Annotated in this window: 22 protein-coding genes and 1 tRNA gene; 11 read left to right on the forward strand and 12 right to left on the reverse strand. The window is 39.1% G+C overall.

Annotated elements, in window-relative coordinates; genetic code table 11:
• The first annotated feature begins 17 nt into the window (after positions 1-17).
• Positions 18-890 (forward strand): energy transducer TonB, encoded by an 873-nt coding sequence (locus tag EK17_RS01575; protein WP_035586897.1) that lies wholly within the window; start codon positions 18-20, stop codon positions 888-890.
• Here EK17_RS01575 and queD read toward each other — a convergent pair.
• From queD to purH, 10 genes are read right to left on the reverse strand one after another with little or no spacing between them, the layout of a single operon-like run.
• Positions 875-1,246: a 6-carboxytetrahydropterin synthase QueD gene (gene queD, locus EK17_RS01580; protein ID WP_035586898.1), complete on the reverse strand. Its 372-nt coding sequence runs from the start codon at positions 1,244-1,246 to the stop codon at positions 875-877. The genes EK17_RS01575 and queD overlap by 16 nt on opposite strands.
• Positions 1,239-2,432 carry a DUF1015 family protein gene (locus tag EK17_RS01585; RefSeq protein ID WP_035586900.1) on the reverse strand — a complete coding sequence of 398 codons (1,194 nt, stop codon included), beginning with the start codon at positions 2,430-2,432 and terminating at the stop codon, positions 1,239-1,241. The genes queD and EK17_RS01585 overlap by 8 nt, the downstream gene beginning before the upstream one ends.
• Before the next feature lie 9 nt (positions 2,433-2,441).
• Positions 2,442-3,005, reverse strand: coding sequence for a hypothetical protein (locus EK17_RS01590; RefSeq protein ID WP_035586902.1), 564 nt, complete (start codon positions 3,003-3,005; stop codon positions 2,442-2,444).
• Positions 3,005-3,448 (reverse strand): hypothetical protein, encoded by a 444-nt coding sequence (locus EK17_RS01595; RefSeq protein WP_035586903.1) that lies wholly within the window; start codon positions 3,446-3,448, stop codon positions 3,005-3,007. The genes EK17_RS01590 and EK17_RS01595 overlap by 1 nt, the downstream gene beginning before the upstream one ends.
• Positions 3,449-3,461: 13 nt before the next feature.
• On the reverse strand, positions 3,462-5,468 hold the full coding sequence (locus EK17_RS01600; RefSeq protein WP_035586905.1) for an ATP-dependent helicase: 2,007 nt from the start codon (positions 5,466-5,468) through the stop codon (positions 3,462-3,464).
• Positions 5,428-7,221, reverse strand: a complete 1,794-nt coding sequence (locus EK17_RS01605; RefSeq protein ID WP_084675043.1) for a chloride channel protein — start codon at positions 7,219-7,221, stop codon at positions 5,428-5,430. Before EK17_RS01605 ends, EK17_RS01600 begins: the two co-directional genes overlap by 41 nt.
• Complete coding sequence (gene glmS, locus EK17_RS01610; RefSeq protein ID WP_035586907.1) at positions 7,222-9,027, reverse strand: glutamine--fructose-6-phosphate transaminase (isomerizing); 1,806 nt, start codon at positions 9,025-9,027, stop codon at positions 7,222-7,224. It abuts the gene before it with no gap.
• A 34-nt stretch (positions 9,028-9,061) separates the two neighbouring features.
• Positions 9,062-10,828: a chloride channel protein gene (locus EK17_RS01615; protein ID WP_035586909.1), complete on the reverse strand. Its 1,767-nt coding sequence runs from the start codon at positions 10,826-10,828 to the stop codon at positions 9,062-9,064.
• On the reverse strand, positions 10,828-12,177 hold the full coding sequence (gene glmU, locus EK17_RS01620; protein WP_035586910.1) for a bifunctional UDP-N-acetylglucosamine diphosphorylase/glucosamine-1-phosphate N-acetyltransferase GlmU: 1,350 nt from the start codon (positions 12,175-12,177) through the stop codon (positions 10,828-10,830). Before glmU ends, EK17_RS01615 begins: the two co-directional genes overlap by 1 nt.
• Positions 12,178-12,190: 13 nt before the next feature.
• Complete coding sequence (gene purH, locus EK17_RS01625) at positions 12,191-13,696, reverse strand: bifunctional phosphoribosylaminoimidazolecarboxamide formyltransferase/IMP cyclohydrolase (RefSeq protein WP_035586912.1); 1,506 nt, start codon at positions 13,694-13,696, stop codon at positions 12,191-12,193.
• A 127-nt stretch (positions 13,697-13,823) separates the two neighbouring features.
• On the opposite strand from purH, the gene hrcA reads away from it, so the two are divergent.
• From hrcA to proC, 7 genes are all read left to right on the forward strand, one after another.
• Positions 13,824-14,831: a heat-inducible transcriptional repressor HrcA gene (gene hrcA / locus EK17_RS01630; RefSeq protein WP_035586913.1), complete on the forward strand. Its 1,008-nt coding sequence runs from the start codon at positions 13,824-13,826 to the stop codon at positions 14,829-14,831.
• Positions 14,832-14,842: 11 nt separating this feature from the next.
• Positions 14,843-15,442: a nucleotide exchange factor GrpE gene (locus EK17_RS01635; protein WP_051904344.1), complete on the forward strand. Its 600-nt coding sequence runs from the start codon at positions 14,843-14,845 to the stop codon at positions 15,440-15,442.
• A gap of 3 nt (positions 15,443-15,445) precedes the next feature.
• Entirely contained in the window at positions 15,446-17,356 is a 1,911-nt protein-coding gene (gene dnaK / locus EK17_RS01640) for a molecular chaperone DnaK (protein ID WP_035586915.1), read from the forward strand.
• A gap of 72 nt (positions 17,357-17,428) precedes the next feature.
• On the forward strand, positions 17,429-18,538 hold the full coding sequence (gene dnaJ / locus EK17_RS01645) for a molecular chaperone DnaJ (protein ID WP_035586917.1): 1,110 nt from the start codon (positions 17,429-17,431) through the stop codon (positions 18,536-18,538).
• A complete protein-coding gene (locus EK17_RS01650; RefSeq protein WP_035586919.1) occupies positions 18,535-19,809 on the forward strand; it encodes a DUF445 family protein in 1,275 nt (424 codons plus the stop codon). The genes dnaJ and EK17_RS01650 overlap by 4 nt, the downstream gene beginning before the upstream one ends.
• Positions 19,810-19,812: 3 nt before the next feature.
• On the forward strand, positions 19,813-20,574 hold the full coding sequence (gene mazG / locus EK17_RS01655; RefSeq protein ID WP_035586921.1) for a nucleoside triphosphate pyrophosphohydrolase: 762 nt from the start codon (positions 19,813-19,815) through the stop codon (positions 20,572-20,574).
• Positions 20,575-20,611: 37 nt separating this feature from the next.
• Positions 20,612-21,445 carry a pyrroline-5-carboxylate reductase gene (gene proC, locus EK17_RS01660; protein ID WP_332248567.1) on the forward strand — a complete coding sequence of 278 codons (834 nt, stop codon included), beginning with the start codon at positions 20,612-20,614 and terminating at the stop codon, positions 21,443-21,445.
• On the opposite strand, the gene EK17_RS01665 is transcribed toward proC, so the two are convergent.
• Complete coding sequence (locus tag EK17_RS01665; RefSeq protein WP_035586925.1) at positions 21,442-21,816, reverse strand: MerR family transcriptional regulator; 375 nt, start codon at positions 21,814-21,816, stop codon at positions 21,442-21,444. The two genes, proC and EK17_RS01665, sit on opposite strands and share 4 nt — an antisense overlap.
• Positions 21,817-21,819: 3 nt before the next feature.
• Positions 21,820-22,668 carry a DnaJ C-terminal domain-containing protein gene (locus EK17_RS01670; RefSeq protein WP_035586927.1) on the reverse strand — a complete coding sequence of 283 codons (849 nt, stop codon included), beginning with the start codon at positions 22,666-22,668 and terminating at the stop codon, positions 21,820-21,822.
• Between the two features lie 204 nt (positions 22,669-22,872).
• Between EK17_RS01670 and EK17_RS01675 the strand changes: the two genes are divergently transcribed.
• The 3 genes from EK17_RS01675 to EK17_RS01685 all read left to right on the forward strand — a co-directional run bounded on the left by EK17_RS01675 (position 22,873) and on the right by EK17_RS01685 (position 26,157).
• Positions 22,873-23,316 (forward strand): Hsp20/alpha crystallin family protein, encoded by a 444-nt coding sequence (locus tag EK17_RS01675; RefSeq protein WP_035586929.1) that lies wholly within the window; start codon positions 22,873-22,875, stop codon positions 23,314-23,316.
• A gap of 76 nt (positions 23,317-23,392) precedes the next feature.
• Positions 23,393-25,999: an ATP-dependent chaperone ClpB gene (gene clpB, locus EK17_RS01680; protein WP_035586931.1), complete on the forward strand. Its 2,607-nt coding sequence runs from the start codon at positions 23,393-23,395 to the stop codon at positions 25,997-25,999.
• Between the two features lie 82 nt (positions 26,000-26,081).
• A tRNA-Gly gene (locus EK17_RS01685) sits at positions 26,082-26,157 on the forward strand.
• The last annotated feature ends 16 nt before the right edge of the window (positions 26,158-26,173 follow it).

Consider the following 26,173-nt stretch of genomic DNA (forward strand, 5'->3'; position numbering starts at 1 on the left):
TTTTATATATTGTTGCCATGAAGTTAAAAAGGGCGATATCGGCACTTATCTTTTCTCTTGTTCTCCATCTTCTTGTGCTGTTTGTTGTTTTTGAACTTGTTAAACCACCTAAGTTAAAAACCCCTTCACCGCCGAAGGAAACCTTCGTAGATATTGTTACTCTACCTCAAAAGGAGAAGCCAAAGATAAAAGTTAAGGAACATCATAAGGTTGCATCCAATATTTCAAAGAAGGGTTTTGCAAAGGTTTACTCAAAGAAAGAAGAGTTGCCCTTTGGTGTGCCGAAAGCAACCGTTTCTGCAAAGCCTAAAGTTGTAAAAAAACCTGCGATAACCAAAGCAAACATACCTACACCGAAAAATGTTTTAAAAAAGCAAAAAACAACTAAATTATCAAAGAAAGGTGCCAGAAAAAGAAAACACAGGTTGGAGTCTGCTTCAAAGAAAAAGAGTGGAGGACTTGTTAAACTCAAAGGTCCCCTGTTTAAAGAGAATTTTGGCGGTTTTTTATCCGGCAATTCAAAAAATTACCGCTACAAACACACAAGAGAGGCTACTATAAGCATTGGCACGCAATCGATTAAATATGCATCCTATATGGAGCATATAAAAAATAAGATTGAAAATGTGTGGGTTTATCCATCTTTTTCAGCTCAAACAGGCCAGCAGGGCTCTTTGCTTGTTTTATTCAGTATTGGTAAGAATGGCAATCTTCTGCGTGTTAAGCTTATTCGTTCAAGCGGTTATCCTCTGTTAGATAAAGCGGCGATTGATGCTGTTAAAGATGCTGCACCCTATCCGCCACTGCCAGAGCGTTTCAATATCGATGTTCTCAATATCTATGCAAACTTTGTTTATAAGATCAACGGTTTTTACTACATTTCAAAGTAGGTTGCCTTTGCCCTTTGAGATTCCCACACGCTAACCTTTGATGGTCTGCAACCTGAGCTGGATAATCTTTTTTCTGTTTCTTTAAAGATATACATAGCTATCATTTCAGATGTCGGGTTTGTGTTTTTAAAAAACCCTATGTCGTTAAGGTATCTGTGATCCAGATTGTTGAGAATCTCTTTTAAAATCGCTTTAAGCTCTTTGAAATCTATTGCTATGTATGTTTCATTTAATTTTTCACATATAACGCTTAATTCAACGATAAAGTTATGGCCGTGCAGGTTTTCGCATGCACCGTTGTAGTTTTGCAGTCTATGGGCTGCCGCAAATTCATCCTTTATCGTTAGCTCAAACATTCTCACACCCCTTAATGCTATCAAAATGATAACCCACAAGGCCTGAAGGTATTTTGGGATAAAAGTAGGTTGATTTCTGTGGCACAATTAAACCCTGATTGACTATTTGGGTTAGTGTTTCATAATTTATCGGTTTTAGTAAAAATCCAAATACGGCACTGCCTTTATCCACAGCCTCTATTAGTTCTTTTTCTGTATGGGCGTATCCTGCAATGTGTTGATTTTTTATATCCTCATCTGTGAGTTTTAATATTTTCTTGTAGATGATATCCTCAAAGATCTTTGCATCCAATCCATCGGGCAATGCAGTTGGTCTTTTTTCTAAAAACAGAGATATAAATCCATCTTTTGAGTATCCGATAAAATCTGCATCATCGAACCTGCCCTGTTTGACTGTGAAATATTGTTTTAAGCTCTCAATAAATGCCTCTTTGTCTTTTAGCTGTTTTATCAATCTGTGTATGGAAAATAGGCAAAGACCGCCACTGTGGGCATCCACAAGAAGCGTCAGTATATAATCAAATCCGCCGTTTTTTAAGCCCTGCTTGTTAAAATGCTCCTTAATCATCAATGCTGTTTCATATCTGTGATGACCATCGGCTATGATGATTGTTTTGTCTTTTAATGATTCTTCTATGGTTTTTATGTGATTGCTATCGATGGCATAAAGGCTGTGTGTGGTATCCTCAAATTTAGCCTCAAACATTACTGATGAGCTAACTGTTTCTGATATAATTTCGTTAATTGTTTTATCATGAGAATACAAGCCCATGATGGGGCAGAAGCTTGCATGTGTTGTTGTTATCAGGTTAAAACGGTCGATTTTTGGGCCTTTGAGTGTTTTTTCGTGGGGTTTTATATTTTTGCCAAACGGCTCAACCTTTAATGCAATTAGTATGCCTTTGAGCTGCCTTTCTTTGTTGTCAAATCTATAGTTGCAGCTGTATGCATAGAATCTGCAGCTATTGTCCATTTTTAATATGCCATTTTTTAGCCATTCATCAAGCAGCTGTTTTGCTTTTGTATAGGATTCCGGTAGTGTTAAATTTACGATGTTGTATGGATTTCTTTGCTTTAAAATTTCTTTGTAATCTTCATCAATTACATCATATGGAGGTGCCATGACGGTGTTGTTAAAGTGTGTTTTTTCATAGATTATGCCTCTAAACGGTTTTACTTCAGCCATATCTGCTCCTTAATAAAATGGGTTTAGATCTAATAGTTCCACTTCTTCTGCTAAATCTTTGATTTTAAAAACAAACGGTGTTTTAGGAAGCAGTGTTTTGTCTGTTGTGTAAAATAGTTCAAGCTTGGTATCTATAATCTCATCCTGTTTTGCCTTTGTGATAGATGAAATTCTTATTAGTCTGCCATCTTTTTTTTCATAATCGCAAAAGTATCCGTAAGATGAAAAAAGCTCTCCTGCCACCCTGAATCTATCTTTGTCAATCAGGGCAGCTGTAAGATCAAGCTCGTTTACCCTATAGGTTTGAGGAGGTTTTTTAAAAAACAGTCCCTTTAGCGTGGATATTACCACCCTGATCGATGTATACCTGCCAGGACCGGCTACTGCAAAGAGTTGCGTTATATCTTCAAGCTTGATGTTGATTTCATTTAATGCATTATCAACTAAGTCGATCAAAATCTTTGAAAACGGCTCTTTTGGTAAAAAACAGTGGCAATAGAGGAGCTCATTTTCCTTATTAAATATGCTAAAGTCGATCAGATTTGAGCTGCCATCTATTGCCAGCGTGTACATTACTGCTGTGGCTGTGGGGGTGTAAACTGAATTGGTGGAATAATAACCGGCGCCAATCCCATTCTCAATAGGGCATTCTGAACGGCCTCTCTGAAATACGGCCAGCTATCAACCAAAACGGTGGACTGTGAGAATATCTCAAATATCTCATCATCGATCGGTCCGCCAACCTGAAAATCAAGCAGGTAGGTGATGTTGATGTTAACGAATACATCGTTTTCGTTCTCTTTGTTGGCAATTTTGAGCGTATATTCCTGAAACACCCTTACAAAGTTATCGGCAAGCACCTGATAGTATGAATTTTTGTCGATATAGACCTTTTGAGTTTCTGGAGAAACATCCAGCTTTTCATCGTCAAACTCTGCAATAAATTTTTTTGTTCTTATATTGACCAGTGCAAGGTTTGAGTTGAATTGGTTATACCTTTCCTCTAATGTAGCCATTTCTACCTCCAAACTAAATTACAGTTAAATTAAAGTCCCTGACTAAAACCTTTTTTATCGAACCGTTGAAGTTTATAGAAAGCATATCGTTATCCTTTGATAAAACAACACCTTCACCAAAAAGTTTATGCAAAACCCTATCACCGCGTTTTATATCTTTTGTTTTTTGTTTAACATCTATCTCTTTTAAGAATCTCGATGGCATACATCCCTGATATGCGTTGTTGATTTTTCTTGCGGATGCATGGCTGATAAAGAGGTTTGTTTTTGCCCGCGTAATGGCAACATAGAACAGTCTGCGCTCTTCCTCTATGTCGTTTTCGTCTATTTTTAGATTTCCATTGGGGAATAATCCCTCCTCAACACCCACTATAAAAACCGTGTTGAATTCAAGGCCTTTTGCAGCATGGATTGTCATAAGTTTGACATGCTCACTGCCTTTTTCCAGATCGTTGGAATAATCCAATAAAGACAGGCTTTCTAAAAAATCATCCAGATTCTCTAAATTGCCAGCGTTTTTTAATTCTTCCACATTACCCATTCTATCAAAATCTGAGTTTTGTTCAAGATAGTTTTTATATCCGCTTTTTTGCGCAATCTCATCTATGATTTTATCAACCCTTTGTGTTGTATCGATCGTCTCAAATATTGATAAAAAATCATTCAATGCATTTTTCTGTCTATTTGAGAGTTTATTTTCTTCTATCAACAACTTTGATGTTTCAAATAGTGATAATTCTCTGTTTTTGGCTTCCTGTTTGATTTTTTCTATAAATTTTGCTCCGATTCCTCTGGGGTGTGAACCTATTGCACGCAAAAATGATATATCGTCTTTTTTGTTAATCAGAAGCCTCAGATACGCTAAAATGTCTTTAATCTCTTTTCTTTCTAAAAATCTGTGAGAGCCTATAATTTGGTAGGGTATTGCATATTTTATTAAAGCCTCCTCAATCGCCCTTGATTGTCTGTTTGTGCGATAAAGAACAGCTATTTCATTTAGATTTTCACCCTGTTTGCTCAACTTAAGAATTTTTTCTGCCACAAAGTAAGCCTCATCTGTGTCTGTGGGTAGATTGATAATCGAAATATTACCGCCGTTTTTTTCTGAGTATAGGTTTTTTTTATTTCTTTTGGTATTTTTTGCAATCAGCTTGTTTGCTATGTTGAGTATCTCTATGGCAGATCTATAGTTTTTCTCAAGCTTGATAATTTTGCAGTTCTCATATTCTTTATCGAATCTTAAGATATTTTCGATTTGAGCACCCCTGAAGCTGTAGATAGATTGATCCTCATCGCCAACAGCGCAAACAATGTTGTTTTTGTTATGCAATAGCTTAACGAACAGGTATTGCGGGTAGTTTGTGTCCTGATACTCATCAATAAAGATGTATTTAAAACGCTGAGCGTACTTTTCCCTTACCTGCGGATTTTCTTCAAGCAGCTCTATAGTTTTTATGATTATGTTATCAAAATCTACAGCTTCGGAACTTTCAAGCTTTTCCTCATATGTTTTGTAGATCTTTTTAAGTGTTTTTTCATAGATGGAATCAACAGGAAGCTGGTCTGGTTTGATTAGATTGAGTTTGTAGGATGAAATGGCAGAGAGTATCTTTTTTGGTGTGAATTTCTTCGGGTCTATATTTAGTTGCTTTAAAACCTCTTTTAGTAGGTTTTCCTGGTCTTTTGTATCGTAAATTACATATCTGTAACCTTCGTTTCTCAAAAGCCTTAAAGCTATAGAGTGAAATGTGCCGATCCACATTTGATTAGCATCACTGCCCACAAGTTTAACAATACGCTCTTTCATCTCATTTGCCGCTTTGTTTGTAAAGGTCAATGCCATGATCTGAAATGGTTTTGCAAGTCCGCTATCCAGTATATATGCGATCTTGTGGGTTAGTGTTTTTGTTTTGCCGCTTCCAGCACCTGCTATAATCAGAAGGTTGCAGCCGTTCTCTAAAACAGCCGCTTTTTGCTGCTCATTCAGCGCTTCTATTATGGAGTTGCTCTGTTGCGTCATTGTAGGCTTTAATGATATCCTTTCTTGTAATAATACCCACTACTTTGCCGTTTTTATCAACGACAGGCACGGTGTTGATCTCTTTGAAGCCGATCTTATGCAAAAGTGTGTTTAAGTTTTCCTCAGCTGTTGTTGTAACAACATCCTTATTTGCTACATCCTCTGCGACAAGAAAATTGGATAGCTCACTTTCTCCAAGAATCGATTTCAACACATGCAGTGTAACGATACCCTGCAGTGAATTGTCTTTATCTAAAACAGGGATGTCGGTTTGCTTTGAATCTGACAGAATTTCATATATTTTTGAAAGGTTTGTTGAATTGGTAACACTTAAAAACTCTTTTTTCATAAGATCTTTTACCTTTATGCCTTCAAGCACATCTCTTATGTATTCGTATTTGTGTATCGGGCTGTGTGATCTGTTTTTCACCTGGTGCCGCTCAATGCTATAGCGTGTTGTTAGCAAAAAGCTTATAGCAACAACCCACATTGATGGAACAATAAGCTCATAATTGCCTGTAATTTCTGCAACCACTATTATAATAGATAGAGGTGTTTTATTTGTTGCTGCAAAAAAGCCTGCCATACCAACAATGGCAAAGCTTGCAGGATTATCAACAAAGCGCGGTAGAACAGACTGTAGAATTCCACCAATGCCGCCGCCGATTGCTGTACCTATAACAAGCGTTGGTGCAAATAAACCTACCGAGTTCCCGCTCCCCAGTGTTATTGAGGTGGTGATCATTCTTACAAGACCTATCATAATCAGGATGTAAAAGCTTGTTTTGTTAAGAAAAGCGCTTTGCATAATGCCGTATCCCATGCCTGCAGCATCAGGTAGAATCATTGCAAAAAGGCCAACGATAAAGCCACCCAAAGCCGTTTTTATGTAAAGCGGGGATGGTATTTTCTCAAATGTTTCAGATGTGGTATTGAAAATATTGATGAATATTATTGCACTTATTGCACAGACTATTGCAAGAATTGTATAGGATAAAAATTCAAGGGGATTGTGAAACGCCATTGGGGGTGTGGAAAACATGTGAACCCAGCCAAACTTGGCAGAGAATATTGAATAGGCTATGATGGAAGAGATAGCCGCAGGCAGAAGTGCCTCATATTCAAAATCTATATCCTTATAAAGCACCTCAACAGCGTAGATTGCCGCACCCATAGGGCTTCTAAAGATTGCACCAACACCGCCTGCAAGACCTGCTAACATCAAAATGCGTTTTTCTTTATCCGTTAAGTGAAAGAGCTTTCCTATCTGATAGCCAAAACCAGCACCGATTTGTGCTGCAGGGCCCTCTCTACCGCCTGCTCCGCCTACACCCAGTGAGATAACAGAAACAATGAGTTTTACAAACGGCACCCTTTTTCTTATCGGTTTATTGGCATGGTAGGCTTTAACCACCTCACCTGTGCCGCCACCCTTTGTTTCTAAAGCCAGAAGATGTATCAATAATCCGCTGATAAAACCACCAACGGTGATAATTATAAGAAATAAAGCCCTGCTAAACGGTTTATGTATAAGTGGCAGAAGTGGTTCTTCGTTTGTCGGATGTGTTAAAGGAAATCCAGCTATATGGTTTAGTAGAATTGTTGAGGTTAAATCAAGCAAAACATAGAATACAATTGCACCAAGACCTGCTAATATGCCAACTATTGATGCATAAATCAGCATCTTGCTTGTGTTTGAGTGTTTTAGATTTTTTATAATAAACATCAATTCGCTGATTAAAGAAACCTTCATCTATTCAACCGTAACACTTTTTGCAAGATTTCTTGGCTGGTCTATGTCATGACCAAGATAAAGGGCAGAATAGTATGCAAACAGCTGAAGAGGAATAACATACACAAAGCCTGCAAAATCGTAGTTTACATCAGGTATCTGTATTGTCTCATCGGCTATTGGATGGGGTTTTGATGAAACAAGTATAATCTTGCCGCCGCGTGATTTAATCTCCTCGCAGTTTGACAGTGTTTTGGAATAGTAAGGCTCATGGGGGTGTGCTACAACAACAGATGGGGTTTGTTCATCGATTAATGCAATCGGTCCATGCTTCATTTCACCTGCAGGGTAACCCTCTGCATGGATGTATGAGATTTCTTTTAGTTTTAGTGCACCCTCAAGTGCAAGTGGATAGCATATACCCCTGCCAAGGTATAGGTAGTTTTTGTATTTGCAGTAGGCTTTTGCAATTGAGTTTGCCGTTTTATCAGCCATGTTGAATGTTTCTTTGATTAGATGGGGCATTTTTAAGAGATATCGGGCTTCTTTTGAGTTATCCTTGCCTTTTAGATGACCCATGTATAATGCAAGCATATATAAAACGGCAAGCTGACTAACAAAGGCTTTTGTTGATGCAACGCTGATTTCTGGTCCTGCAAGTGTATAGATGCATCTATCTGCAATTCGAGCTATAGCTGATTCTTTTACATTAACAATTGAGATTGTAGGAATACCGTTATTTTTTGCCATTTTGAGAGGCTCTTTTGTATCTGCCGTTTCCCCAGACTGAGAGATGGCCACAAACAGATTGTTTTTTGAATAGATATAGTTGTAGTATCTAAATTCGCTGCCTATCTCCACATCAACCTTGACGCCTGTAAATTTTTCCAAAACAGGTTTTGCTGTAAGACCCGCATAATAACTGGTTCCGCATGCAACAATTGTGATTCTGTCGGTATTTTTAAGGATTTCTTCCATACCATCAAGTTCTTCCAATATCAGTCTGCCATCAGGCATTATTCTTGATTGAATCGTGTTTCTTACAGCTTCATCCTCTTCATTTATCTCCTTAAGCATGAAATGCTTGAATCCACCTTTTTGGGCTTTCTGTTTTGACCAGTTTATGGTTGTTATCTTTCGCCTTGCGAGGTTTTTATCTTTGTCAAAAATCTCTATATTACCTTTTTCTATCCTGGCAATGTCGCCATCTTCTAAAAATATAAAGTTATTTGTGTATTCTATTAAAGCTGCAACATCGCTGGCTATGAATGTTTCGTTGTTGCCAATGCCTATTACCAGTGGGCTTTCATGTTTTGCTACAGCTATGTAGTCTGCTTTGGTTGATATAGCTGCTATTGCAAAACTACCTTCAAGCTTTGCTATGGTTTTGCTGAAAGCCTCAAAAAAATCGTATTTTTCTAAAAAATACTCAATCAAAAGTGCCACAATTTCACTGTCTGTGTCTGTTGCTCTACTAAAACCCTTTTCTTTTAGGTATGCTTCAAGGTCTCTGTAGTTTTCTATGATGCCGTTGTGAACGATTGCAACATTTTTGGTTGTATGGGGATGGGCATTTGTGGATGTAGGATGCCCATGGGTTGCCCATCGGGTGTGGCCGATTCCGATACTGGCCTTTGTATCCAGTCTGCTTTCTGTGATTAGCGTTATTAGATCGACGATTTTGCCCTTTGTTTTAACCGTGTAGATCTTATCGGTTTTTAGAGATATACCGGCTGAATCATAACCCCTGTATTCAAGCGATTTTAGACCTTCAAGCAGAATAGGAAGAGCTTTTTTTGAGCCACTGTAACCAACAATTCCACACATACGACACCTTTTATAACACCACGACTAAAATTTTTCAAACATTCTTTTGGGCTTTCTGTCTGGTTTCGTTATATGTTTTGATTATATCGCTTCTTTTTACCACACCTATTATGTTTGATGGGTCATTTTTTTCCACCACAGGAATTGTATTTATATCTTTAAAACCTATTTTATGTATTAAATGCAAGAGATTTTCATCCTTTGTTGTTGTTATCAGTTTTGTGTTTGCCACATCTTCAGCTATGAGTAATTCTGGAATATAATCCTCGCTTAGGATGGTTTTTAACACTCTCAGTGTTATTATACCTTTTAATTTACCCGATATATCCACCATTATCAGGTCGTCATCGTCTGTTTCGTGTAATAGTTCAAAGACGGTGTCAAGTTTTGCCGTTTGAGGAATAGTTTTGAATGTTTTTTTCATAATATCGGATACCTTTATCTCTTCAAGTAGATCCCTTGTGAATTCCTCAGAGTGTGCCTTTGAGGTTCTTCTATTTTTTTCCTGTTTTTCATAAATGGTCCACTTCTGGGCTATGATATAGCTTAGAATGGCTGTCCAGATAGCGGGAACTATCAAATGGTAATTTCCCGTCATCTCCGTGACCATAACAATTGTAGAAAAAGGTGTGTTGGCTGCAGCAGAAAAAAATCCAACCATACCCACAAGAACAAAAGATGCAGGTTGTACTGCAAGTAAAGGTGAAATGTTATGCATAATGAGACCCACTGCGCCACCAAGGCTGCCTCCTATAACCATAGAGGGCCCAAAAACACCCGCACTACCGCCGCTTGAAATCGTGAATGAGGTTGTTAAAACTTTAAAAAAAGCCACAAGCAGAAGCAATGTTATTGTTATTTCACCGTCAATGGCTTTCTGCAGGATGCCGTAACCTGTGGAGATTGCATCAGGTAAAAAAACACCGATTAATCCCACGATAAAGCCGCCGATTGCTGGTTTAATATGCGGTACAATTTTAATTTTTTTGAATATATCTCTGAGTCCATAGAATACCTTAACATAAAAGATAGCAAACAGACCACAGGCGATTGATAAAACGGTGTATGAGATAAGCTCAACTGGATTTGAAAACTGAAAAACAGGTGTAAAAAACAACGGCTTTAATCCAAAGAATGCGCTAAAAATGGCATAAGCAACAATCGATGCTACAATTGTATAGATGAAAACCTCACCCTCAATTTCTGGGTCTTTATACAAAACTTCACTTGCAAATATAGCACCCGCCATAGGAGCATGGAATATTGCACCAACGCCAGATCCCATACCACTTGCAAGCAATATTCTTCTTTGTTTTGAACTTAGGTGTAATTTTGTTGCTAAAAATGAGCCAAAACCTGCTCCAATCTGAGCAATGGGGCCTTCTCTTCCTCCGCTGCCACCACTACCTAAAGTAATTGCTGAGGCTATCATCTTTATTATGGGAACTATCGGTTTAATAAGTCCGTCTTTTCTATGGTATGCCTCAATGGCTGCATCTGTGCCATGACCTTCTGCCTCTGGTGCAAAGGTATAAACCAGAATGCCCGATATCAATCCACCTATGGTTGTTATTGTCACAAGCAAAAATGGAGAGAACGATTTATGTATTGCATGAAACAGATGCGGTTCGCCTTTTGGCTCATGGAGGGGATAGCCTGCAATGTTGTGAAGCAGATAGACACTGCAAAAATGTGTTGCAACCAAAAACAAGACGGCACCAAAACCTGTTATAACACCAACCAAAGAGGCATAAAAGAGGAGCTTTCCCTCCTCAATTACCCCTTTTTCTAAAAAGGGCATTACCGCTTTTTACCTAACTTCTCCTCCATTGCCTTTCTATATTTTTTAACCCAATCCTTTTTGTTTGTCTGAGGGACTCTTGAGATGGCAAGGGCAAATGGCTCAACATCCTTTGTAACGGTTGTGCCTGCTGCAATTAAAGCATCATCACCCACTTTAACAGGAGCAACAAGCTGAACATCCGAACCTATAAATACCCTGTCGCCTATGATTGTTTCATTCTTCTGATAGCCATCGTAGTTGCATGTTATTGTTCCGCATCCGACATTTACATCCTCACCCAATTTTGCATCACCAAGATAGGTTAAATGGCTTGCTTTGGAACCTTTGCCGATTTCAACCTTTTTTGTTTCAACAAAATTGCCGATTCTTACATTTTCGCTTAGTCTGCTGAGTGGTCTTAAGTGGGCAAATGGTCCAATCTGACAGTTGTTTGCAATACAGCTTTCCTCAATGACGCTGTAGGGTTTTATGTGTACATTATCACCTATAATGGAATTTTCTATAACACTGCCGTTTTCAATGATGCAATCCCGGCCTATTTTTGTGTTTCCTCTTATATTAACGCCGGGAAAGATAATGGTATCTGATCCAATTTTGACATCGTAGTTGATGTAGGTGCTGTCTGGGTCAACAAACGATACATCGTCGAATCTATCAAGTATACGCTGTTGAATTATACGCCTGACCTCGGCAAGCTGTTTTTTGGTATTTACGCCTAAAATCTTTCTGGCATTAACCTTTAATGTTTTTATATTTTTTAAAAGCCCTACAACATCTGGTAGATATAACTCGCCTGTGGTTTGTGATGGTTTTACAAGATTCATTACTTTTTTAAAACTTTCAGTTTTAAAGATATAGATGCCACTGTTGATCTCCTTGATTTTTTTTATCTCCTCGGTTGCCTCTTTTTCCTCAACAATTTTTAAACCCTCTTTTGTTTGCACTATTCTGCCGTATCCATAAGGATCATCTAAAACAGCCGTTATTAGTACGCATTCTGAGTTTTCTGTTTTTGCTATTTCAAATGCTGCCTCGATATCACTGCCATCTATAAGCGGCGTATCTGCATTAACAACGGCAAAATAGGGACTGCTGATGTCATCGATAGCACATTTCACAGCATCCAGTGTGCCTTTTTGCTGATTCTGGATATGGATTTTGGCAAAGTTGAATAGATTTTTTAGGTGCTCGTGGTTTAGTGGATTTGCGATAATGTGAATCTTGAAGTTTTTTAAAGCTTCAACGACATAAAAGATCAGTGGTCTTCCACAAACCTCATGGAATATCTTGCTTGTTTTTGATTTCATTCGCGTTGATTTGCCTGCAGCTAAAATAACAGCATCCATTGTGTTTCTCCTTTTAATGTCTAAAATGTCTTATGCCGCTGAATAATAAGGCAATGCCGTGTTCATCAGCAGCTTCAATGACCTCTTTATCCCTTATGGATCCCCCCGGCTCAATAATTGCTTCAACACCCACCTTTACTGCCTCATCGACACTGTCTCTAAATGGAAAGAATCCATCTGAGGCCATTACGCAACCTTTCAGGTCTATGTTCAGCTGTTTGGCTCGCTCTATTGCAAATTTAGCAGAATCCACTCTTGATGTCTGACCTGCACCGATTGCAAGTGTTTTTTTATCCTTTGCATAGACCACAGCGTTGGATTTGGCAAACTTTGCTACATGAAAGGCAAAGATTAAATCCTCTATTTGTTGTTGGGTTGGTTGTTTCTTTGAAACAACTTCATATTTTTCAATTATTTTATCATCGTTTTGCTGAATAAGGTATCCGCCAACAACGCTTCTTATCTCGTAAAATTTCTCTAAATGTTTGCCAACCTTTATTACCCTTAAGTTTTTCTTTGTTTTTAAGATATCAACTGCTTCCTGCGTATAATCAAATGCCACAATAACCTCGTAGAATCGCTCAACAATCAGCTTTGCCAGTTCTTCATCTACAGTTTCATTAACGCCTATTATGCCTCCAAATGCGCTTACTGGATCGCAATTTAAAGCGTTTAGGTAGGCCTGGGTTAAACTGTGTGATGTTGCCACACCGCATGGTGTATTGTGCTTGATAATAACACATGTAGTAGGCTCAAACTCCAGCATTATCCTGTATGCAACATCGATATCTAAAAGATTATTATATGAAAGCTCTTTGCCGTTTAATTGTATTAATTCTGGCAGGCCAGCCTGCAGTGGATCTTTTGCAAAAAACGCTTCCTGGTGCGAGTTTTCGCCGTATCTGAGTTTTGAGACAACGCTGAAAGCTAAGCCCATCTGCTTTTTTATTGAATTGCCTGAGAGTTTCTTTGCAATTAAGCCATCGTAATAGGATGTTTTTGCAAATACCTTTATAGCAAACTCTCTTCTTGTGTTGATATCGATCGAGTTAAAGTTGTTTATTACAAATTCATAATCGTCTGGATCGCAGACAACAAGCACATCTTGGTAGTTTTTTGCTGCAGCCCTTAACAGTGTTGGGCCGCCTATATCTATGTTTTCTATTAATTCATGTTCATCTGAGGTCTTTTTTGCAACCTCTTCAAACGGATATAGATTAACAACAACAACATCTATTGAGTAGATGCCTAACTTTTCTACAGTTTCCTTATGTTTCTGGTTATCTCTTACAAACAGGATACCTCCATGAATCTTTGGGTGGAGTGTCTTTACCCTGCCATCTAACATCTCTTCAAAGCCTGTGTAGTTTTCAACCTCAATAACATCGATATTGTTCTGTTTAAGGAGTCTGGCTGTTGAGCCTGTGGAGATGATTTTATATCCCTTTTTTGTTAAAAAATCGGCCAGTTCAACTACACCCTTTTTATCGTAAACACTTATTAAAGCAGCTTTTTCCATTTTACCTCCCGTGCGGTTTTTATTAACTGTATTTTAATTACATATTTTTGTCAAGTTGATGGGTTTTAGACCTTGACAAAATATCAAAATTGACTATCTTGTTAGCAGACAAGTGAGGTGAGTGCTAATGGTGGAGAAGCTCAACGAGAGAAAGATTTTAGTATTGAGTGTCATAGTGGATAATTACATAAAGAATAAACAGCCGGCAGGCTCAAGGATACTAACAAAACGCTACAATCTGGATTTTTCGCCTGCAACAATGCGCAATGTTATGCTGGATTTGGAGGAGCTTGGATACCTTACACATGCGCATGCCTCAGGCGGCAAGATTCCAACACCAAAAGGCATAAAATTTTATTTAAACATGATTCTTTCAAACTTTAACCCCAAACTCAAAGAGGAATTTGAAAGATTGCCGTTGAACAACGCCTTTTTGACGCTTGATGAGAAGATGAACAGGATTCTTGATACAGTGGCTGATATGAGCGAGCTTGTGAGCATGATAACACTTCCCGATTTTACCAAAACCAGGATTAAGAATCTTCAGTTTATAAAGATAGGAGAAGGCAAGGTTTTATGTGTCCTTGTTTCAGATACAAACCTGATGGATACGCGTGTTGTATCTATGAAAAAGGATTTAGCCGATGCGGAATTGAAGGATTTTTCTGAATATATAACAAATGAGTATAGAGGCTATACGCTTGAGGAGGTTAAAGACTCTATTGAAGATTTTATGGCAAAACAAAAAGGTGACTGCGATGCTCTGCTGAATAAATTACTTACAGAGGCCCAATCACCGCGGGTGCTTGTTGACGGCATAAAGAATGTTTTTAACTATCCAGAGTTTGAGAAGGATTTAGAAAAGCTAAAAAAACTCATCGCCACGCTTGAGGATAAAAAGAAACTGCTTGAGTTGATAAAAAATGCGATGAACAGTGAACGATTGATCCTTGTTGGTGATGAGCTACCGCTTGATGAGTTAAAAGAGCTTGGTTTTGTTTCCTCCTCCTACAAATACAGGGGGGTAAATGTTGGTGTTGTGGGCGTTGTTGGCCCGATCAATATGGATTATGAGGAAATGCTGAACATCATAGAATCGGCAAAAAGAAAAATAGATGAGATTATCAACGCTTAGGAGGCAAAAAGATGGAGAAGAAGCAGCATGAGAATGACCAGCTTAAAGAGGATATTCAGCAGGAAAAGATAGATGAAAAGATAAATGAGCAAGCAGATAACACAGAAAATAAAGATAACAAGCAAAATCCTGCTGAAGAAGATTGTAAAAAGGAGTATGACAGATTGAAGGATGATTATTTAAGATTGTATGCTGAGTTTGATAATTACAGAAAACGCATTGTCAAAGAGATTGATGAGGCAAAAGAGGCTACAAAAAGGGAAATCATCAGGGATTTTCTTGTGATCTTGGACAACCTTGAGAAAGCCATTGAGATGGCAAATCTCAACAAGGATGCCATCATAGAGGGCATTGAGTTGTCTATAAAGTCATTTAGAGATATGCTCAAAAAGCACGGGGTTGAAGAGATTAATCCACAAAAGGAAGCCTTCGACCCCAACATTCATGATGCTTTGATGATGCAACCAAGTGATGAGCTACCAAAGGATACTGTTATTCAGACATTGCAGAAAGGTTATAAACAGAAAGATAAACTGATCAGGCCCGCAAAGGTTATCGTCTCTGCGGGCCCTGATAAAGAAAATTCAACAAACAATGAAAAGGAGGAATAAACGATGGGAAAGGTATTGGGAATCGATTTAGGAACTACAAACTCCTGCATGGCAATTATTGAGGGTGGCAAACCAAGGGTTATACCCAATGCAGAAGGTGCCAATACAACGCCAAGCGTTGTGGCATTTACCGATAAGGGTGAGATACTTGTAGGTCAGGCTGCAAAAAGACAGGCTATTACCAATCCAAAGAGGACTATTTTTTCTGTAAAAAGGCTTATAGGTAGAAGGTTTTCTTCAAAAGAGGCACAGGAGGCAATAAGCAGGCTACCCTATGAGGTTGTAGAAGGTCCAAACGGTGACTGCCGCATCAAGATAGATGGCAAGGAGTATACACCACAGGAGATTTCAGCAAAGATCTTGATGAAATTAAAAGCCGATGCTGAGGCTTTCCTCGGCGAAAAGATCAGTGATGTTGTAATCACAGTGCCTGCTTATTTTGATGACTCCCAGAGAAAGGCAACCAAGGATGCAGGTAGAATTGCAGGTCTTAATGTTTTAAGAATCATCAATGAGCCAACAGCATCATCTTTGGCTTTTGGACTTGATAGAGAAAAGGAAGGCAAAATCGCTGTCTATGACCTGGGTGGCGGTACATTTGATATCTCCATACTTGAGATAGGTGATGGCGTATTTGAGGTTAAATCAACAAACGGTGATACCTATTTAGGTGGTGATGACTTTGATAAAGCCCTGATAGACTATGTAGCAGATGAGTTTCAGAAAGAAAACGGCATCGATTTAAGAAAAGACCCGATGGCGCTACAGAGATTGAAAGAGGCTTGCGAGAAGGCAAAGATAGAGCTTTCAAGTGCACTTGAAACGGAGATCAACCTGCCGTTTATCACAGCCGATGCAAGTGGTCCAAAGCACCTTGTGATGAAGATCACAAGATCTAAATTTGAGCAGCTTGTAATGCCTCTAATTGAAAGAACGCTTGAGCCCTGCAGGCTTGCAATGAAGGATGCAGGCTTAGAGCCCAAGGATATAGACCATGTAATCCTTGTTGGTGGTATGACAAGGATGCCCAAAATTAGAGAGGTCGTGGCTGAGTTCTTTGGCAAAGAGCCAAGAAAGGATATCAACCCCGATGAAGCTGTAGCTTTAGGTGCAGCGATTCAGGGTGGCGTATTAAAGGGTGATGTAAAGGATGTATTGTTGCTTGATGTAACACCGCTTTCTTTGGGTATTGAAACCTTAGGCGGCGTTATGACAAAGATTATTCCAAGGAATACAACAATTCCTACAAGGAAGAGTCAGATATTTACTACAGCAGAAGATAACCAGACAGCCGTTACAATCCATGTATTGCAGGGTGAGCGTGAACTTGCCAAAGACAATAAGACGCTGGGTAAATTTGAGCTTGTGGGTATTCCACCTGCCCCAAGGGGTGTACCTCAAATAGAGGTTACCTTTGATATAGATGCAAACGGTATCCTCAATGTTACAGCAAAAGATAAGGCAACGGGTAAGCAGCAGGCTATAAGGATTACAGCCTCAAGTGGATTGACTGAAGAGGAAATTGAGAAGATGGTCAAAGAGGCCGAGGCTCACGCTGAGGAGGATAAAAGAAGAAGAGAGCTTATTGAAACAAAGAATAAGGCAGATTCCCTGATATATGCGACTGAAAAAAGCCTCAAAGATTTTGGCGATAAAATCAGTGAGGATGAAAAGAAGACAATACAAGAGGCTATTGATAATCTCAAAAAAGCAATGGAAGGTAGCTCAAAAGAAGAAATAGAAAAAGCGATGGATGAACTTGCAAGAAAATCCCATAAGCTTGCCGAAGAGGCTTATAAGAAAGCGCAGGCTGATGCTGGCGGCACTCAGTCTCAAACTCAGGGGGATAATGCTTCGCAGAACAAGGAAGAGGATGTTGTTGAGGCTGAGGTTGAAGAAGACAACTCAAAATAGTAAAAACATAAACAGCTAAAGTCCATAAAGGGGGTTGAAGAAATTCAATCCCCTTTTTATTATTTATGCGCTATGGTGGGAGAGAAGATGAAAGATTACTACGAGATACTGGGTGTTAAAAGAAACGCAACAGCAGAAGAGATAAAAAAGAGATTTAGAGAGCTTGCCATAAAGTATCATCCCGACAGAAACCCCGATAATTCGCAGGCAGAGGAGAAGTTTAAACTGATCAATGAAGCATATTCTGTGCTTTCTGATCCAAAAAAGAGGGCACAATACGACCAGTTTGGAAGGGTCGATGAGGCTGACTCATTTGGTGGAGGGTTTGATTTTTCCACTGTTTTCAACGATGTTTTTGAAGATCTCTCTTCGATGTTTGGTGATATTTTTGGTGATTACTCATCAAGAAGAAAGAGACCTCAAAAGGGCGATGATATTGGTATAAATCTAACAATAGATTTTAAAGAAGCCGTTTTTGGTGCAAAAAAAGAGGTAAAGATTAAGCATAAAAAGGTATGCCCCGATTGTAAAGGCACAGGATCTGCAAAGGGTGGTTATCAGGTATGCCCATACTGCAGGGGCAGGGGCGAGATTTCGTACTCTCAGGGTTTCTTTAGTGTTACAAAAACATGTCCAAAATGCGGCGGCACGGGCAGGATTATAACAAAGCGCTGCACAACCTGCGGTGGAACAGGCTATGTATATGATGAGGAGAAGTTTATAGTAAATATTCAGCAGGGGATTGAGGATGGCAACATAATAAGAGTGCATGGCAAAGGAGAGCCAGGTTTATACGGAGGTCCAGCAGGTGATTTATACATCTACATCCATGTAAGAGAGCATGAATTTTTTAAGCGCAAAGGCAGGGATATTTTTGTTGAAATACCGATCTCGATAACGCAGGCGGCTTTGGGTGCCACAATTAAGGTGCCTACAATCTGGAGGGAAAGCGAGCTTATGATTCCGCCTGGCACACAGACAGGCGATGAGTTTAAACTAAAGAAAAAAGGTGTTGAATTGAACGGTTTGAGAGGAGATCAGATTGTAAAGGTGCGTGTGGTAATTCCCAAAAACCTCTCAAAGAGGCAAAAGGAGCTACTTGAGGAGTTTGCAAAGGAGTCGGGTGAGGATTTAACATACAAAGAATCGATTCTTAATAAATTTAAAAACTTTTTTAAATGAGTATAGATATTGTTGCACTGCCGCTAATCGGTGCATTTATAGGCTACTTTACAAACTATGTAGCTATAAAGATGCTGTTTTATCCCAAAAAGGCTTATTATCTTGGTCCTTTTAGGGTGCCGTTTACGCCGGGTTTGATTCCCAAAAAAAGGGATGAGCTTATTGACAATATCTCTGAGGTTGTTGGCAAAAAGGTTATAAACAAGCAGGAGCTAATAAAATACATCTACTCAAGAAAAAACAGAGAGTTTCTCTATAACTACACAGATGAGCTTGTAAAAACATTTTTAAATAAAAAACTCAATGAATTTGGTATGCCTTATAGAAAGATTTACAATCTGATTTTGGATTGGTTGAATAATCATTTAGATGATGTTGTGCTTGACTTTGTTGGTGATTTTCATATTGAGGCTGGTTATCTTGTTTACAACAGCTTTGAATTGATCGATAAATCAAAGAAAGTAAGGGATTTTTTGAGTCAAAAGCAACTTGATACAATTAATAGCTCTCTTGAGCTATTTTCTTATAAAGCTACAGGACAGATCAAGGAGTATTTAGACAAACCACAAACAAAGGAGCTTATAAGGGATAAAATAAAAGAGTTTTTAGAGAGCTATATAGATGACTCAAATATTCTCACTGCTTCGTTTGTGGCTATGGTTGCACCTTTAATTGAAGACAATGATAAGCTTTTAGATCAAATTGTGGAGAAACTCAAAGAGTTTGTTGATGATAAGAGTTTTAAAACGATGGTTTCTGATAGCATAAAAAGAGCAGTGGATGAGGAGCTATTGGGTTTAACAATTGAGGGCTTTTTTAATAGATACGGCTCAGGTTTTGAAAATCTCAAGGTAAAAGTAGCTGAAGTTGTTCAAGAGCTTTTAAAAAAACTTGATGTTGAGGGAAAAATTAAAAAAGAAATTTTAAATAGGCTTGATAAGAAAAAAATAGCCATTAAAACTGTTGCACTGATAAGGCTTTTTGGGTCTAAAATCTCTGTTTATGATGTTATAGAATTTGCAAAACCGGGATTTTCTAATAAACTTAACCGCTATATAGTAAACAACCTGCTTTTGCTTGTTAGGAGTCAGAGTGAGAGGATCTTTGATTTTGATATAGTTGCAAATGCCAAAAAGAGGTTATCCGAACTTGATGTTGGTCAGGTTGAGGATATTATTTTAGACATAAGCAAACAGCAGTTTAAATATATAAACTTTTTTGGCGGAGTGCTGGGATTTTTGATTGGTATAGTGGAGCTATTGTTGAGGTGAGAGATGAAGGAGTTTGACAGACTTGTCGATATCGTTAAAACATTGAGGTCTGAAAACGGCTGCCCGTGGGATAGAAAGCAGACATTGTATTCATTGAAACAGAATGTAGTAGAAGAGGTGTATGAGTTTATAGATGCTCTGGATAGAAAGGATATTGAAAACATCAAAGAAGAGTTAGGTGATATGCTTTTGCATGTTGTATTTCACAGCATTATTGCCCAGCAGGATAACCTTTTTAGCCTTGAGGATGTTATAAAAGGTATAAACGAAAAACTAATTCGCCGCCACCCCCATGTATTTGGCAATGTTAAAGTAAATGGTGTGGATGAGGTGCTGAAAAACTGGGATGAGATAAAGCAAAAGGAGAAAAAAACAGAAGATCAATCAATTCTTGATACTATACCAAAAGCCCTTCCGCCTATCGAAAAAGCCCTTAAGATTCAAAAGAAAGCCGCTAAAGTGGGATTTGATTTTAAAGACAGCAGCGAATGTTTTGAAAAGGTTGAAGAGGAGTTTGAAGAGCTAAAAGAGGCGATTGATTCTAATTCAAAGGATGAATTGCGACATGAAATAGGTGATATGTTTTTTGCATTGATAAATTTTTCAAGGCTAAGCGGTATAGACCCATCCGAGGCGTTGAGATTTGCCAATAACAGATTTGAACAACGCTTCAGATGTATGGAGCAAAAGGCAAAACTCAAAGGCGTTGAGCTTAAAGATTTATCTATACAGCAGCAGGAAGAGCTGTATCAGTCTTGTAAATAAGCCTTGTAAATAAGCTTGCAATTTTTCTTTAAAATTTATAACTTTTCCAAAAAAAGAGGAGGATAGAATGCTAAAGGATAAAATTATAGGAATTATAGGTGTTGGCAAAATGGGTAGTGCCCTTCTGCAGGGGCTTTTGAATGTGGGAATAGAAAAGAAGAATATAATTGTTTCTGATGCCTATCAGGATAAAGAAACCGTTGAAAAGCGTTTCGGTGTGAGGTTTTTAACAAATCCAGAGCTTGCAAAGGAGGCTGATATAATAATCCTTGCCGTTCAGCCTGTGGATATTTTTGAATGTTTGCAGGAGATATATCCCTTTGTTGATAACTCCAAACTGATAATCTCCATCGCCGCTGGAATAAAGGTAGAAGTAATGCGCTCTATTTTAAAGAAGGGCAGGTTTATTCGTGTTATGCCCAATATAGCGGCTATTGTTAAACAGGCTGCAAGCGCTATCTATTGCGGACCAAGAACAACAAAAGAAGACGAAGAAATGGCCATGGCTATTTTAGGTGTTGTAGGTGAAGTTGTTGTTATTAATAATGAGCGATACATGGATGCTGTGACGGGGCTTTCTGGATCTGGCCCTGCCTATGTTATGGAGGTTATAGAAGCCTTAGCTGATGGTGGCGTTAGAGTGGGTTTAAGAAGGGAAGATGCTCTAAAGCTTGCCGCCCAGACGGTAAAAGGCGCTGCAGAGCTTGTGCTGAAAACAGCCAAGCACCCCGCAGAGCTAAAAGATATGGTTGCATCCCCCGGTGGCACCACAATTTATGGACTTGCCGAACTTGAAAAGAGAGGGGTTAGAGGGGCTTTTATTGAGGCAGTAACTGCTGCAACAAAGCGCTCTGAGGAGCTTGGCAGTTAATCCTCTCTTTCAATTTTAATCTCAACGATATGTGATGGTTGCTTTTTTACAAGGCTCTGTTTGCGTTTGTTTTCCTCTTCTATCTTTTTTCGCAATGCATCCTCAAGGTTTGCTATGATATTGTGCAACTGCTCGATCTGCCGCTTCATTCGCATAATAATGTCAACACCGGCTAAATTTACGCCAAGCTCCTGTGTCATCTCTCTGATGAACTTTATATCCTCAATATCCTCATCTGTGTAGATTCTTATATTACCAGCTGTCCTTTTTGGATGAATCAGCCCCTCCCTTTCATATTCCCTGAGTGTATGGGGATGGATATTTAGGATCTCGGCAACCATTCCTATCGTATAAAATCCTTTCTTTTTCATCGCTTAACCCTCTAACGCCTTTTTTATATATTCATCCTCTTTTACATTTTTAGGGATTACAACCCTCGCTTTTGCATAAAGCGGATCGCCTGCTATACCCTTATTTTTGATTTTGAAGACCTGATTGCATTGCGTTCCTTTTGGAATCTTGATTTTTACATCGCCAGATGGTGTTTTTACTGTTGCAGAGCCTCCAAACAGTGCTGTTGTTAAGGGTATATCAAATGTTGTGAAAAGCTTACCATCTACAATCTCAAAATTCGGGTCTTTTTCGACATTGACAATCAGATGCAGATCGCCTCTGCCGCCAGGACCTTGTTGACCTTTGCCTTTAACCCTTAGTTTCGTGCCATCCTTTATGCCTGCAGGGATTTTGACCTTAACATTTTCTCCGTTGATGTTGAGTGTGATTGTTGTGCCTGAAATAGCATCCTTAAACGGTAGTTTTAGATTGTAGTAGATATCTGCACCCTTTGGTTGTTCATAGGTGGATCTAAAACCCCTTTTGCTTCCAAATAGATTCTCAAACAGATCACCTATGTCAAAACCATCTGCTGAATCTGTAAAGACCGTTCTAAAATTGCCAAAATCGAAGTTGAAATCCTTGAAGTTTGAATAATCGTATCCACCACCTTCAAATCCCCCAAACCCAAACTGATCGTATTGTTTTCTCTTCTGTGGGTCGGATAGAATAGAGTATGCTTCATTTATCTCTTTGAATTTCTTTTCAGCCTCTTTGTTGTTTGGGTTTAGGTCGGGGTGGTATTTTCGTGCAAGCCTTCTGTAGGCTTTTTTTATCTCTTCATCGGTTGCATCCTTTGATACTCCCAATACCTCGTATGGATCTCTCATTGCTCCATCTCCTTTTTCTGTGATGTTTTTACACCATTAAATATAACCTTTATAATAATATTGTCAAGGTTATTTGAGTTTAAAAATCCTTTTTTTACGCCAAAAATAAAAAATTTAAAAAATTTTTATCAGAGACTTGACAATATCACTATCAGGGTTATATTTAGAAGCGAAAAAAAAGAAAACTAAAAGGAGGTGAGAGCCATGTTGAACGCACTTGAACCTTTCAGAGAGTTAACAACATTACAGGAGAGATTAAACAGGGTGTTTGAGGATTTATTGCCAACAAGGGCGACTGCTAAAGAAAGCGGTGAGTGGATGCCGGCTGTTGACATCTACGAGACAAAGGATGCAATCAACATCGAGGTTGAAGCACCCGGGATGAAGCAGGAGGATATCAAGATCAACCTTGAGAACAACACATTGACCATCTACGGCGAGAGGAAATTTGAAAAGAAAGAAGAGGGCAAGAACTACTACAGAATGGAAAGAGCCTACGGAAGCTTCTCAAGAAGCTTCTTGTTGCCTGACAATGTAAATGTTGAAGGCATCAAGGCTAAATATAAGGATGGTGTTTTGACAATATCTCTGCCAAAGAAACCAGAATCCAAGCCCAAAGAGATTCCGATTGAGTCTGAGGAAAAATAATATGATGACAATGCCTGCAGGGGGGGTTGACTCCCTGCTGGTTTTGCCATCAAAAAAATAATTGAAGGAGGAGAAAATGGATATTAACAAACTAACGGTTAAATCGCAGGAGGCTTTGCAGAATGCAAAATCTATAGCAGATGCCCATAAAAATCAGCAGATAGGTTCCCTGCATCTATTAAGGGCTATTATTTCAGATCCCGATAGTGTGGCTATATCTGTATTAAAAAAATTGGGTGTTGATATAGCTGCATTTACATCGTTTGTCGATAATGAGATTGAAAAGATACCAAAGGTTGAGATGACATCCTCAACAGCCACGCAGTTTTACATAACGCAGGAACTTGATGATGTATTTAAGCGTGCAGAAGAAGAGATGCGATTAATGGAGGATGAGTATATTTCTGTTGAGCATTTTCTTTTGGCGTTAAGTGAGAAATGCGATGCAGCAGGAGTTTTTCAGCATTTCAATATTAAAAAAGATCAATTAATGAAAGCCCTTGTTGATATCAGAGGTGGTGTCAGGGTTACGGATCAAAACCCTGAAGAGAAGTATGAAGCGCTAAAGAAATACGGTAGGGATATAACCGAGCTTGCAAGAAGCGGCAAATTAGACCCTGTTATTGGCAGGGATGATGAAATCAGGCGAACGATTCAGATACTTTCAAGAAGAACCAAAAATAATCCTGTTTTAATAGGTGAACCCGGTGTAGGTAAGACAGCTATTGTTGAGGGTCTTGCCCAGAGGATTGCAAAAGGCGATGTGCCCCAGAGTTTAAAGGATAAAATACTTATAGAGCTTGATTTAGGAGCCCTTGTTGCTGGTGCAAAATTCAGGGGAGAATTTGAGGAAAGGCTGAAAGCCGTATTAAACGAGGTTAAAAGGTCTGAGGGTAGAATCATTCTGTTTATCGATGAGCTGCATACCGTTGTGGGCGCAGGTGCTGCAGAGGGTTCGATGGATGCATCCAATATGCTGAAACCCATGCTTGCAAGGGGTGAATTGAGATGTATCGGTGCAACAACGCTTAAAGAGTATAGAAAATACATAGAAAAAGATGCAGCCCTGCAGAGAAGATTTCAGCCCGTTTATGTAAAAGAGCCATCAGTTGAAGATACCATATCGATTTTAAGGGGTTTGAAGGAGAAATATGAGCTTCACCACGGTGTGAAGATAAAGGATTCAGCCATTGTTGCAGCAGCTGTATTAAGCCATAGGTATATCACCGATAGGTTTTTGCCCGATAAGGCTATTGACCTGATAGATGAGGCAGCGGCAAGCTTAAAAACGCAGCTTGAAAGTGATATTGAGCCGATAGATAACCTAAACAGAAAGATTGCCCAGCTTGAGATAGAGCGTCAGGCGTTGAAGAAAGAGAGCGATGAGGATTCTAAAAAAAGGCTTGAGGAGCTTGAAAAGGAGCTTGCCCAGCTAAAAGAGCAGCTTAATGAAATTAAGGCACGCTGGCAGTATGAGAAGGGTTTGATTGAATCGATAAGGCAGATTAAGGAGAAAATAGATAAAGTCAAAACCCAGATCGAGATTGCCGAACGAAATGGTGATTTTGAAAAGGCAAGCGAGCTTAAATACGGTGAACTGCCAAGGCTAACAAAGGAGCTTGAGGAGAAAAATAAACAGCTCAACTCTATTGAAAACAGACTCCTCAAAGAGGAGGTTACTGAAGAGGAAGTAGCAGCTATTGTTTCAAAATGGACAGGTATTCCCGTATCCAAGATGCTTGAAAGCGAAAAGGAAAAGCTGCTTAAAATGGAGGATAAACTAAAAGAGCGGGTTGTAGGTCAGGATCATGCAGTAAAAGCCGTAAGTGATGCGATCTTGCGCTCCCGTGCAGGGCTTTCCGATAAAAACAGACCGATTGCGTCGTTTATGTTTTTAGGCCCAACGGGTGTGGGTAAAACGGAGCTTTCAAAGGCATTGGCTGAGTATCTCTTTGACGATGAGCGAGCAATGATAAGAATCGATATGAGTGAATATATGGAGAAGTTCTCTGTTTCGAGGCTTATCGGTGCACCGCCTGGATATGTAGGTTATGAAGAAGGCGGACAGCTAACCGAAGCTGTAAGAAGAAAACCATACTCGGTGGTATTGCTTGATGAGATAGAGAAGGCTCATCCAGATGTGTTTAACATCCTGCTTCAGGTGCTTGATGATGGAAGGCTCACAGACTCAAAGGGTGTTACGGTTGATTTTAGAAATACAGTGATAATCATGACATCCAACCTTGGTAGTGAGTATCTAACAAGAATTAAGGGTGAGCCTGGAACTGATGCCTATAAAATTGAGTTTGAGAAAGCCAAACAGGCCATCGATGAGTTGCTAAAGAGGCATTTTAAACCGGAATTTTTAAACAGGGTTGATGAGATTATCGTGTTCAATCCGCTTGGCAGGAATGAGATTAAGAAGATTGTGAGATTATTGCTTAAAAAGACCCAGGCCAAAGTTGAGGAAGCTGGATATGCAATAGAGTTTAGCGAGGCTTTGATTGAAAGGATTGCCGATGAAGGATTTGATCCGGTATTTGGCGCAAGGCCTTTGAGAAGGTACATCCAGAATAGGCTTGAGAATGCTTTAGCAAAAGCAATCCTTGAGGGTAGGTTTGTAAAAGGCGATAAAATTATAGCCGACATTGAAGGCAATGAGATTATCTTTAAGAAAGGGTAAAAGAGTTTCTGCCCGCACTACGATGTGCGGGCATTTTTTTGTTGACAAGCGGTAAAAATTTATTATTATTTACTCGTCGAGAGCGGGAATAGCTCAGTTGGTAGAGCACGACCTTGCCAAGGTCGGGGTCGCGGGTTCGAGTCCCGTTTCCCGCTCCATTTTTATTTATGCAGA

This window comes from Hippea jasoniae (assembly GCF_000744435.1).
Lineage (GTDB): Bacteria > Campylobacterota_A > Desulfurellia > Desulfurellales > Hippeaceae > Hippea > Hippea jasoniae.